The 11,265-nt window shown below is 70.7% G+C and carries 7 protein-coding genes and 2 pseudogenes; 2 read left to right on the forward strand and 7 right to left on the reverse strand.

What is annotated here, in order from left to right; genetic code table 11:
* Positions 1–216: 216 nt before the first annotated feature.
* A pseudogene (locus ACFVT1_RS13750) lies at positions 217–609 on the reverse strand (ABC transporter permease); the annotation flags it as partial.
* A pseudogene (locus ACFVT1_RS13755) lies at positions 604–1,626 on the reverse strand (sugar ABC transporter ATP-binding protein); the annotation flags it as partial. The pseudogenes ACFVT1_RS13755 and ACFVT1_RS13750, both read right to left, overlap by 6 nt.
* Positions 1,627–1,792: 166 nt before the next feature.
* Between ACFVT1_RS13755 and ACFVT1_RS13760 the strand changes: the two are divergent.
* Positions 1,793–2,980, forward strand: a complete 1,188-nt coding sequence (locus ACFVT1_RS13760; protein ID WP_389794846.1) for an ROK family protein — start codon at positions 1,793–1,795, stop codon at positions 2,978–2,980.
* A 126-nt stretch (positions 2,981–3,106) separates the two neighbouring features.
* Here the strand turns inward: ACFVT1_RS13760 and ACFVT1_RS13765 are convergent, their stop codons facing one another.
* Positions 3,107–4,438 (reverse strand): N-acetylmuramoyl-L-alanine amidase, encoded by a 1,332-nt coding sequence (locus ACFVT1_RS13765; RefSeq protein ID WP_389794848.1) that lies wholly within the window; start codon positions 4,436–4,438, stop codon positions 3,107–3,109.
* A 369-nt stretch (positions 4,439–4,807) separates the two neighbouring features.
* On the opposite strand from ACFVT1_RS13765, the gene ACFVT1_RS13770 reads away from it, so the two are divergent.
* Positions 4,808–7,021 carry a germacradienol/geosmin synthase gene (locus ACFVT1_RS13770; protein WP_389794850.1) on the forward strand — a complete coding sequence of 738 codons (2,214 nt, stop codon included), beginning with the start codon at positions 4,808–4,810 and terminating at the stop codon, positions 7,019–7,021.
* Here the strand turns inward: ACFVT1_RS13770 and ACFVT1_RS13775 are convergent.
* From ACFVT1_RS13775 to ACFVT1_RS13790, 4 genes are all read right to left on the reverse strand, one after another.
* Positions 6,997–9,399 carry a glycoside hydrolase N-terminal domain-containing protein gene (locus ACFVT1_RS13775; RefSeq protein ID WP_389794852.1) on the reverse strand — a complete coding sequence of 801 codons (2,403 nt, stop codon included), beginning with the start codon at positions 9,397–9,399 and terminating at the stop codon, positions 6,997–6,999. The two genes, ACFVT1_RS13770 and ACFVT1_RS13775, sit on opposite strands and share 25 nt — an antisense overlap.
* 146 nt (positions 9,400–9,545) lie before the next feature.
* Positions 9,546–10,046 carry a hypothetical protein gene (locus ACFVT1_RS13780; protein ID WP_018550733.1) on the reverse strand — a complete coding sequence of 167 codons (501 nt, stop codon included), beginning with the start codon at positions 10,044–10,046 and terminating at the stop codon, positions 9,546–9,548.
* A 130-nt stretch (positions 10,047–10,176) separates the two neighbouring features.
* Entirely contained in the window at positions 10,177–10,593 is a 417-nt protein-coding gene (locus tag ACFVT1_RS13785) for an ACT domain-containing protein (protein ID WP_389794854.1), read from the reverse strand.
* Positions 10,594–10,603: 10 nt separating this feature from the next.
* A complete protein-coding gene (locus tag ACFVT1_RS13790; protein ID WP_389794856.1) occupies positions 10,604–11,230 on the reverse strand; it encodes an ABATE domain-containing protein in 627 nt (208 codons plus the stop codon).
* Positions 11,231–11,265: the final 35 nt, after the last annotated feature.

The following is an 11,265-nucleotide window of genomic DNA, read 5'->3' on the forward strand; positions in this document are numbered from 1 at the left end:
AGGTGCGGCGGCCTCGCGGGTAGAGGGCGACGGCCTCGATGATGACGACGCCCCGGACGACGTTCTTGAAGAACGGGTCGACGGCGAGCTGGTTGAAGATGCTGTCGAGCACGGCGAGGACGAGGACGCCACTCCCCCGCGGCCCCCGCCGAGTGCGGTGCCCCCTAGTACGACGGCGGCGATGGACTCCAGGTCGTACCGGGCCTCGGTGCCGGCCCAGGGCGCTCCGGCGCCGAGCCGGGCTGCGAGGAAGAGGGCCGCGGCGCCGGCGCAGAGTGAGCACAGGATGTGGGCGGTGACGACGGTGCGCCGGGTACGGACTCCGGAGAGCCGGGCGGCGTGCTCGTCGCCGCCGGTCGCGTACATGTGATGGCCGAGCCGGGTGCGGCGGGTGATCAGCCAGAGGGCGGCGGCGACCGCGAGGAGCAGGAAGAGGGAGACGGGGACGGGCCCGATCCGGTCGTAGCCGAGGCGCTGGAAGGAGGCGGGGGCCTTTCCCGCCGGGCCGGTGTAGGTGTCCTCGATCCAGCCGCGCAGGATGAAGGCCGTGCCGGGGGGCGCGATGAACGCGTTGACCCCGAGGCCGGTGATGATCGGCCCGTTGGCCAGGCCCTCGGCCTGGCGGTCCTCGGTGACCAGGGCGATTCCGGCCCGGACGGCGTCGCGGGGGCGGGCCGGGCGCAGGGGCGTTCCGTCGACGGTCATGGTGCCCCTGGTGAAGGGGTCGGCGCCGAAGAGGGCGCGGGCCAGGGAGGTGCGCCCCGAGCCCTGGAGACCGGCGAGACCGATGACCTCGCCGCCCCGCAGGGTCAGGTCGATGCCGGAGAGCCGGGCGTTGCCGCCGCCGCTCATGGTGAGCCGCACCGGGCCCGCCTCGCCGGGACGGGCCCTGGGCGGGTAGTGGGCGTCGAGTTCCCGTCCGACCATGGCGCGTACGACCGTGTCGGCGTCGGTGTCCGGGGTGGTGAGCGTGGCGACGCGGCGGCCGTCCTTGAGGACCGTGATGCGCCGCGAGAGCGCGAAGACCTCGCGGAGCCGGTGCGAGATGTAGAGGATGCCGAGCCTGCGGGCGGTCAGGCGGCGTACCAGGGAGGCGAGTTGGCGATCCTCGTGGTCGGCGAGGGCGGCGGCTGGTTCGCCCATGACGAGGATCCGGACGTCGGAGGCGAGGGCCTTGACGGTCTCCACGGTCTGCCGGCGAGCGACCGACAGTTCGCGGACGGGGGTCCGAGGGGTGATACCGGTCTCGTCCGTCTCGGCGAGCGGGCCGGCGGTGCGCCGTTCCATGACGCGCCGGTCGACGAGTCCGTACCGGGTCGGTTCGCGGCCGAGGAAGACGTTCTCGGCGACGGTGCGGTGCGGGAGCAGCGCGAACTCCTGGTGCATGATGCCGATCCCGGCGGCCTGGGCCTGCGCCGGATGGCTGAAGGAGTACGGAGTGCCGTCGATGGCGAGGGTCCCGGCGTCGGGTGCGTGCTCGCCCGCGAGGATCTTCATCAGTGTTGATCTTCCCGCGCCGCTCTCCTCCACCAGGGCATGCGCTTCTCCGGCTTCGAGATCGAGCCCCACCTCGTGGAGCACACGCACCTCGGGAAAGCTCTTGGACACACCGCGCATCGTCAGCATCGAGTGGCTCCTCGCTCAGCGGCCTGCAGAGCAGAGTCGTGACACGCCTTAGGACTGTCAAGAGCTCAAACTCCCTTGTTATTAGGCGACTTGGCAAGGAGTTACGCCCGATGGCCGAACAGTGCATGCCTTGTGAGCAGCAGAAGTCGTCCCTAGGGTGACTGCCATGTCTTCGCCGTCGGATCGCACGTCCGCTGCCGCCTCGCACTCACCCGGCGAGGTGCTCGCGTTGATCAGCTCGGAGGCGGTGGCAACCCGTGCCGACATCGCCCGGATCACCGGGATGGCCCGTTCGACGGTCTCCCAGCGGGTGGACGCGCTGATCGCGCACGGCCTCGTCGACGAGGACGCCGACGGCGGTTCCACCGGCGGCCGCCCGCCGCGTCGGCTGGCGCTGCGCACCCGCGAACACGCGGTGGCCGGGGTGGATCTGGGGGCCTCGCACTGCAGGGTGGCGCTGATGGACATCGGCGGCGCCACCCTGGCGGTGCAGGAGGAGCCGCTGTCGATCGGTGACGGTCCGGACGCCGTGCTGCGGCATGTGGAGCGGACGGTGCGCACCCTGCTCAAGGAGGCGCGCCGGGAGCCCGAAACACTGCGGTCCATCGGCGTGGGGGTGCCGGGCCCGGTGGAGTTCTCCACCGGGCGTCCTGTCGATCCGCCGATCATGCCGGGCTGGCACCAGTACCCGATCCCGGAGTTCTTCGCCGCGCGGTTCGGGGTGCGGGCACTCGTCGACAACGATGTGAACGTGATGGCACTGGCCGAGCAGCGCCGCGCCTTCCCGGACTGCCGCTACCTGTTGTACATCAAGGTCGGCACGGGGATCGGCTGCGGGATCGTCGCCGACGGACAGCTGCACCGGGGTGCGCAGGGATGCGCGGGCGACATCGGCCACATCCGGGTCGCGGATCTCGACGATCCGTGCCGGTGCGGCAATTCGGGCTGTCTGGAGGCGGTCGCGGGCGGTGCGTCACTGGCCGCGAAGCTGGTCGGTCTGGGTCTGGACGCGGCATCGGGCAGTGATGTGGTGCGGCTGGTGCGGTCCGGGAACCGGGACGCCGTACGGATGGTTCGCGAGGCGGGCCGGGCGGTCGGAGAGGTGCTCGCCGGGCTGGTGAACTTCTTCAACCCGGACACGGTGGTGACAGGGGGCGCGCTGGCCGCCGTCCACGATCAACTCCTCGCGGGGGTGCGGGAGGCGGTCTATCGGCGCTCGCACCCGCTGGCCACCCAGCTGTTGCGGATCGAGCCGAGCCGTACGGGTGAGAACGCGGCAGCGGTGGGGGCGGGCATCCTCGCGATCGAGCACGCGCTCTCTCCCGCGCAGGTGAACCGGCAGGTGGCGGGCTGATCCCACGTGCCCCTCCGCCCACGGATACCGCTGGCGGAGGGGCACGGGTCGGGCGTGCACACCGTCACGCGTTCACGCCGGGGTCCATCAGGTCCCACCGTGTGCCACGACGGCGCCGGTGCGGTCTCAGCGCGTGCGCACGATGTCCACGTCGGATGCCTTCACGAAGGCGACCCGGTGGCCGATCTGCACCGTCACGTACTTCTCCTTGCCGCGGAAGTAGGCGTGGTCGAACGGGTACGAGGAGTCGATCGTCGGGGCGTAGAAGTAGCCCGTGGGCGCCTCACCGCCACCGGGGTAGGACTGGCCGGCCTTGATCGTGTACTGCAGCGGCGAGCCCACCCGCTGGTCCGTGAAGTCCGCGGGGTACTCGGACTTCTCCGGGTATGCCACCCCGTACACCGGCACGTCCGTACGGCCGGCCTTCGGCCTGACCACGTAGCCGGAGGTGGGCGTGGTGGTCCGGGTGTGGGCCGGGGTCCTGAACCATGCCTTCTGGCCGTACCACCAGATCGCCGTCCAGCCGGGGGCGTGGTCCGCGACGACGGCCTGCTGGGTGGCGCTGATCTTGCTTCCCCAGTCGGCGGCGCAGTTCGTGCCGGGCGAGCCGTCGGTGTGGAGGCCGGGGTCGGAGAAGAGCGGTGCGTCGGCGGAGGGTGCAGTGTGGAGCGGGACGGCGCTGGACCCCTGGACCGGCAGGTCGACGCCCTTCTCGCAGTCGCGGAACCCCTGCTTGTTCTTCTTGAAGTCCGGGCTGACGGTGATGAGTTCGCTGTTCTTCGGGGCGCTGGGCACGGTGGGCTTGCCGAGCAGCGCCATGAAGCGGTTCCAGTCCCAGTAGGTGCCCGGGTCCCAGTGCATGTTCTTCGTGCCGGCGGCGCTGGTGGGCGGCACCCCGTCGTGGCCGATGATGTGCTGGCGGTCGAGCGGTATGTCGTACTTGGCGGCGAGATAGCGCACCAGCTTGGCGGTGGAGCGGTACATCTCGGGGGTGTACCACTTGGCGCCCTCGACGGCGACACCCTCCTGCTCGATGCCTATGGAGTGGCTGTTGACGTACCAGTTGCCCGCCTGCCAGGCGACGTCCTTGCCCTTGACCATCTGGGTGACGTGACCGTCGCCCGAGCGCACCACGTAGTGGGCGGAGGTCTGCTTCAGCGGGTTCTGGAAGATCTTCAGGGTGGTGTCGAAGTCCTCCTCGGTGTCGTGCAGAACGATGAATCTGATCTTGTTGGTGTGCGGCCGGTCCGAGGTGTCGTAGTTCCCGTACGTCTCCTTGTCGGCCGGGTCGCCCGTCTGCTGGTAGGCCGCCGGTACCCAGTCGCAGGCGAGGCCGCGCGGGCATTCCGGCCGCACCCCGTCCGCACCGGCCTGCGCCGCGGGACTGAGCAGTGCCATGCTCAGTGCACCGACGGTGGTCAACGCGAGTGCGAGTCCGGTCTTCTGCTTGGACGTCATGACAACCCTTCTTGGAGCCGTGCGTGATCCGATCCCACTGTTCCGCTGTGCGCGCACACTCTCTGACCTGAGGTGATGGCGCGTCAAGGGTTCAGTGGGGGGCGCGGGCCGAGCCAGTGGACCAGACCATTGGCAGGGTGTCTGACCTGCGGCCGGAAAGTGGCAACCGGTCGTCGGCAGCGCCTGGCCACCCACGTCCTGCGAGCGGTCGGCCGACCGGGGGCATGCGCTCGCGTGCCACGAACCAGCACACCATTCATGTGACTAATCCGGGATGTGCGTGCCCCGCAGGGCCGAAGGGTAGTGCTCGCGCGGACACCACCGGTCCGTGCGGCGTTCGCACGGAAATCTCGGAAAGGCCGGACGCACATGGCTCAGCCCTTCACCCTGCCGGACTTCTACGTTCCATATCCGGCGCGGCTCAATACCCACCTTGAGGAGGCACGACAGCACACCAAGAAGTGGGCGCGCAGCATGGGGATGCTGGAGGGTTCGGGCATCTGGGAGGAGAAGGACCTCGACTCCCACGACTACGCGCTGCTGTGCGCGTACACCCACCCCGACTGCTCGTCCGAGGCGCTCTCGCTGGTCACCGACTGGTACGTGTGGGTCTTCTTCTTCGACGACCACTTCCTGGAGCTGTTCAAGCGCACCCCGGACCGCGAGGGCGGGAAGCGGTATCTGGACCGGCTGCCGGCGTTCATGCCGATGGACCGCGGGGCTCCGATGCCGGAGCCGACGAACCCGGTCGAGGCGGGACTGGCCGATCTCTGGACGCGTACGGTGCCGAGCATGTCCGACGCCTGGCGGGCCAGGTTCGCCGTGGCGACGGAGAACCTGCTCAACGAGTCGCTGTGGGAACTCGCCAACATCAACGAGGGACGCATCGCGAACCCCGTCGAGTACATCGAGATGCGCCGCAAGGTGGGCGGGGCCCCCTGGTCCGCCGGGCTCGTCGAGTACGCGGCGGACGCGGAGGTCCCCGCGTCGATGGCCGACGAGCGTGCGCTGCGCGTGCTGCGGGACGCCTTCTCCGACGCCGTACATCTGCGCAATGACCTCTTCTCGTACCAGCGGGAGGTCGAGGACGAGGGCGAGAACAGCAATGGTGTGCTGGTTCTCGAACATTTCCTCGGGTGCTCCACGCAGGAGGCCGCCGACGCGGTGAACGATCTGCTGACGTCGCGGTTGCAGCAGTTCGAGAACACGGCGCTCACCGAACTCGGCCCGCTCTGCGCGGAGAAGGGACTCGACCCGGCGGACGCCGCGGCGGTGCTGGCGTACGTCAAGGGGTTGCAGGACTGGCAGTCGGGCGGTCATGAGTGGCACATGCGCTCCAGCCGCTACATGAACGGCGGCGGAGCGGGCGGGACCGAGCCCGGTTTCGGCATGTCCGCGGCGTCGATCCGGCTGACCTCCCGCTCGGAGTCGGCCCGGCTGCGCAGCCACACCCATGTGCCGTACCAGCACGTCGGCCCGTCCCTGCTGCCGGACTTCGAGCTGCCGTTCGGTACGACGCTCAGCCCGCATCTGGACGGGGCGCGGGTACGGATCGTCGACTGGGCGAACCGGATGGGGATCCTGGAGGCGCAGCCGGGCGTGCCGGGATCGCACATCTGGGACGAGACGCGGCTCGTCGCGATCGACCTGCCGCTGTGCGCGGCGGGGCTTCACCCGGATGCGACACCGGACGAACTGGATCTGTCCTCCCAGTGGCTTGCCTGGGGGACGTACGGCGACGACTGGTTCCCGGTGGTGCACGGGCGGTCCCGTGATCTGGCGGGGGCCAAGCTCGCCAATGAGCGGCTGTCGCTGTTCATGCCCCTCGACGGGGCCGGGGCGCCCGAGCCGGTCAACGCCCTGGAGCGCGCTCTGGCCGATCTCTGGGCCAAGACATCGGCCCCGATGGACGCGAGCGGCCGCCGCGCCTTCCGGACGGCGGTCGAGGACATGACCGCGAGCTGGGTGTGGGAGCTGGCGAACCAGGTGCAGAACCGCATCCCCGACCCGGTGGACTACATCGAGATGCGGCGCAAGACCTTCGGTTCCGATCTCACGATGAGCCTGTGCCGTCTTGGGCACGGCAGGAAGGTGCCGCCGGAGATCTACCACAGCGGGCCGCTGCGCTCGCTGGAGAACGCGGCGGCGGACTACGCGTGTCTGCTCAACGACCTGTTCTCGTACCAGAAGGAGATCGAGTACGAGGGCGAGGTGCACAACGGCGTCCTGGTCGTGCAGAACTTCTTCGGGGTGGACTATCCCACCGGAGTGGCGATCGTGCACGACCTGATGAAGTCGCGGCTGCGGCAGTTCCTGCACGTTGCCGAGCAGGAACTGCCGGTGGTGTACGACGACTTCGGGCTGGACGCGGAGGCGAGGGAGATCCTGGCCGGTTACGTGCAGGAGCTCAAGCACTGGCTCGCGGGCATCCTGATCTGGCACCGGGACTGCCGGCGCTACCGCGAGGAGGACCTGCGGCGGGGCACCGGCACCCCGTGGCACCTCAGCGGTCCCACGGGGCTCGGTGTCTCGGCGGCGCGGGTGACCGCGCTGTTCGCTCAGCCTTCGGCCGTCAGCGTGTAGCGCCCGCCGGCACGCGCCTTGAAGACCTTCTCGCCGCTCGCGAACAGCGAGCTGCGGACGGTCACTTCGCGGCTGCGGCTCGCCGTGATCACCACACGGCGGGCCTGCCCCGAGGCCCATGCGATGTCGACGGTGAAGCCGCCCCGGGCACGCAGCCCGCGTACCGATCCGTCCGGCCAGTTCGCCGGGAGGGCCGGGAGGATCTCGACGGCACCGTGCTGGCTCTGCAGCAGCATCTCGGCGATGCCCGAGGTGGCGCCGAAGTTCCCGTCGATCTGGAACGGCGGGTGGGTGTCCCAGAGGTTGGGCAGGGTGGAGTTCTTCAGTTGTTCGGCGAGCATCCTGTGGGCGTGGTCGCCGTCGCGCAGCCGCGCCCAGAAATTGATCTTCCATGCCTTGGACCAGCCAGTGCCGCCGTCGCCGCGCGCACCGAGGGAGACCTTGGCCGCTTCGGCCCATTTGCTGCCGGGTTCGATCTGCCGCCCGGGGTGCAGGGCGAAGAGGTGCGAGACATGGCGGTGGTCGTCGGCCGGGTCGTCGCGGTCGGTCTTCCACTCCTGGAGCTGGCCCCAGGAGCCGATCCTCAGCCCCGGGTCGAGCCGGTCGAGGGCGGTCTCCAGGCGGCTGCGGAAGGCGGGTGCGTCACCGAGGGTGCGGGCGGCCTCCAGGGTGTTGGTGAGGAGGTCGTGGACGATCTGCTGGGACATCGCGGCACCGGCGGTGAAGTCGCCGTGCTCGGGAGAGTAGCTGGGGGTGACGACGAGCAGTCCGTCGCGCGGGTCGGTGCGCAGGTTGGCCAGCCAGAATTCGGCGGCCTCCTTCATCGCGGGGTAGGCGGTGGAGCGCAGATAGCCGGTGGAACCGCCGAACCGGTAGTGCTCGTACATCTGCTGGGTCAGCCAGGCGGCAGCCTCGGGGAACCAGAAGGCGGTGGACCAGTCGTGGACGCCGGTGAAGCCGTACGGGTTGGTCTCGTTGTGCACGACCCAGCCGGCGGTCCCGAACATCTCCTTCGCCGTTCTGCGGCCCGGGGCGCGCATCGCCTCGACGCAGCGGTCGTAGGGTGCGGTGGTCTCGGCGAGGTTGGTGACCTCGGCGAGCCAGTAGTTCATCTGCAGGTTGATGTTGGTGTGGTAGTCGGCGGACCACGGCGGGGTGGTGGAGTTGTTCCAGACGCCCTGGAGGTTGGCGGGCAGCGAGCCGGCCCGCGAGGAGGCGATCAGCAGGTAGCGGCCGTACTGGAAGAACAGCGCCTCCAGGGCCCGGTCGGCGGGGCTCGTACCGCCCGTGTACCCGGCGAGCAGCTGATCGGTGGGCAGGTCCGGCAGTTGCTGGCCGATGTCGAGGGCGACCCGGTCGAAGAGGGACCGGTGGTCGCGTACGTGGGTGTCGCGGATCTTCTCGTACGAGGTGCGGACGGCCGCGTCCACGGCGGCGGTGACCGCTCCGTGCGGGTCGTCGCCGCGGTAGGAGGGGTAGCGGTCGGCGTAGTCGGTGGCCGCGGCGAGGACGAACCAGGCGCTGTCGGCTCCGGTGACGGTGAGAGTGCCGTCCGCACCGTCGGTGACGGTGCCGCCGCTGGCCCGGACGCGGATCTGGGCCTCGAAGCGCAGACCGTTGTCCTTCAGCGCGCCGCGCACGGTGAGCCGGTCCTTGTCGGCGATGGCGGTGCAGTCGCCGCGGGGTGAGGTGTGGCGCAGGGTGAACGACACCTGTCCCGGACGGTCGGCGGCGAGGCGCCCCGCGATGACCCTGTCCGGGTGGGAGACGAAGAACTCCCTTGTGTGGACGGCGCCCTGGTGGGAGTAGGTGACGGCGGCGAGGGCGTTTCGCAGATCGAGGGTACGCCGGTAGGAGGCGTCGGGGGCGGCCGGGGCGTTCGGCAGATCCAGCCACAGGTCGCCGAAGACCTGGTAGGCGCCGTAGCCGCGACGCGCCTGGCCGAGCTCGGCGGCGACCGCGTCCGGATCGAGAGCGCCCTGGCTGTCGAGGCGTTGCTGTACGCCGGCGAGGGCACCGGGTCTGGGGGTGGTCCAGTTCCCGAAGTCGTAGCCCTCGGCGGAACCGGGGCCGCCGGTCCACAGCGTCTTCTCGTTGAAGGTGAGCCGCTCGGAGGCAAGGGCCCCGTACACGCTCGCACCGAGCGCACCGCCGCCGATGGGCAGCGACTCACGCTCCCAGCTCGCGGCCGGTGTGTCGTACCGGAGGGTCGGCGCCGCCGCTTCCTTCGCGTGCGCGGGGTCTGCCACCTCCTTCGATTCATCGGAGGTGCCGGTGGCCGCCGCCGTGCCGGAGAGGGCAGGAACCCCCCATGCCAGAGCGCTGGTTGCGCCAATCGCTGTCTTCACTGTGGTGCGTCGCGTCATCCCGGATGTCATGTGGCCGACGGTAAAGGTCCGACGACTGACCCGACAAGGCACATGACAAAGCGGCCTCTTGGACAGAGGCCGCGAGCACTTGGACAGTTGGTTGTGCGCGCCCCGCAGCCGCCCGACGCATACGGGCGGCCGACGAAGGAACGTTTCTAGCCCTGCTGGAACAGCTCGGCGGGCAGCGGCTTCAGCAGGGTGTACAGATCATCGGTGATCGGCCGGTCCCAGCTGGCGATGGTGACGAGCACGCCGTCGCTGCGGTCGAACTGGACACAGGAGATCCGGCTCTCGGAGAGCTTGACGCGGCGGACGATCAGCAGGTTGTCGCCCTGCATCACGGGCATGTCCTCGGTGCCCGTGACCTCGACCGGTTCGTCGTTCTCCAGCGCGAGCAGCAGCTGGGCGACCTCGAACGGGACCTGGCCCTCCTCGGTCTCGCGGGCCGGCGACCCCTCCGGAAGATTGCCGATAATCATCGCGGGGCCGCGGCCGCCGAACAGGTCGTAGCGGAGAAAGACGCCCTGACAGCTCCCGTCGGGCGCGGGCAGCAGACCGGCACCGAGGTTTCCGGGCCAGTCCCCCGGGTCCATGGCCAGGACGTCGAAGTCGGGGCCCGCGGGTGTGGCGGCGCTACGGCGGCGGAGGAAGGACATGCAGACATGTTACGTGTCCCGGCTCACGTTGCGGAGCCGGGTCCGCGCAGGCCGGGGCTCGATCGGGGCCGCGGGCCGGGCTTGCAGGCTCCGTGGCCCGACCGCCGACCGGATGGCGCGGCCGGGGCCGCTACGGCCGGGGCCGCTGGCCGGACTCCGCGGCCAGCGTCTCCAGCACGCCGACCGCCTCGGCGGCACGGTCGTACGGAACGAACAGGTGGTCGTGATGGAAGCCCGCCACCACGTTGCAGCTCAGCCCGGCGTCGGTGAGCGCCAGGGACACGGCCGCGGTGAGCCCCACCGCGTCCAGTGCGGAGTGGACACGGAGCGTGATCCATCCCGCCACGTAGTCGTATCGCAGGCCCACCGAGACGGCTTGCGCCTCCGGCAGCACCAGGGTGAGCCCTTCGGGCTCGGCGACGGTCACGACCGGGTCGACGCCCTCGGGTGCCGCGCCGCGGGGCGTGGTGGTGAAGACGTAGCGGCCCGGGTTCAGCTCGGGCCGCATGCCGCTCAGCAGGGTTCGAAGATCTCTCTCGCCTGTCACGGTCACCACGCTACGTGGCACGCCGGCGCTCGTGGTGGCGGACCACCGGGGCACGATTGCCACAGGACGGCTTGCACCACTCCTGGCGGGGGTGCTCCCTGACGAAGTACCGCGCACAGCGCGGGGCATGGCAGGCGCGCAGCGCCGCGCGGTCCGGCCCGGCGAGGAATCCGACGGCCGCGCGGGTGAGGGCGGCGGGCAGCGCGTCCCGTTCCGCCGTTGCGCCGACCGGGTGGTCGCGGACGGCGGGAGCGCGGTCCGGTGCCCGGTCCAGACGCGGCACGGTCGGGACCGCGGCGGCGGCAGCATCGAGGCGGCGGAGCGCCTCCTCGAAGGGCGGCAGGCGTCCGGCGTCGGCGGGGCTCGGGCCGCCGGGGCGGACTGCGTGGGCGAAGAGCGCCCGGACGGCGGCGCGCAGCGACCGCACGGCTTCGGGAAAGTGTCCGTCGGCCGCCCACGCTTCGCCGCCGACCGCGTCGCCGAGCAGCGCGCGCCGCTCGCGCACCCGGCGGATCAGCCCGTCCGGGGTGGCGAGGTCGTCGGCGGCACCGCCCCGCCCTTCGTGGCGGACGGTGAGGGCGAGGTCCGGCTCGTCCCAGCCCGCGCAGGGCTGCCGGGTGGTGGCGCTCTCCGCCACGTCGGCTCCTCCCGCTTGCCGTCCCGGCCAGAGCC

The organism is Streptomyces sp. NPDC057963 (assembly GCF_042887155.1).
Taxonomy (GTDB): domain Bacteria; phylum Actinomycetota; class Actinomycetes; order Streptomycetales; family Streptomycetaceae; genus Streptomyces.

Coding starts and splice junctions, on each gene's coding strand:
- ACFVT1_RS13765 (WP_389794848.1), bottom strand. CDS start 4,438: ATGACGTCCAAGCAGAAGACCGGACTCGCACTCGCGTTGACCACCGTC.
- ACFVT1_RS13770 (WP_389794850.1), top strand. CDS start 4,808: ATGGCTCAGCCCTTCACCCTGCCGGACTTCTACGTTCCATATCCGGCG.
- ACFVT1_RS13760 (WP_389794846.1), top strand. CDS start 1,793: ATGTCTTCGCCGTCGGATCGCACGTCCGCTGCCGCCTCGCACTCACCC.
- ACFVT1_RS13775 (WP_389794852.1), bottom strand. CDS start 9,399: ATGACATCCGGGATGACGCGACGCACCACAGTGAAGACAGCGATTGGC.
- ACFVT1_RS13780 (WP_018550733.1), bottom strand. CDS start 10,046: ATGTCCTTCCTCCGCCGCCGTAGCGCCGCCACACCCGCGGGCCCCGAC.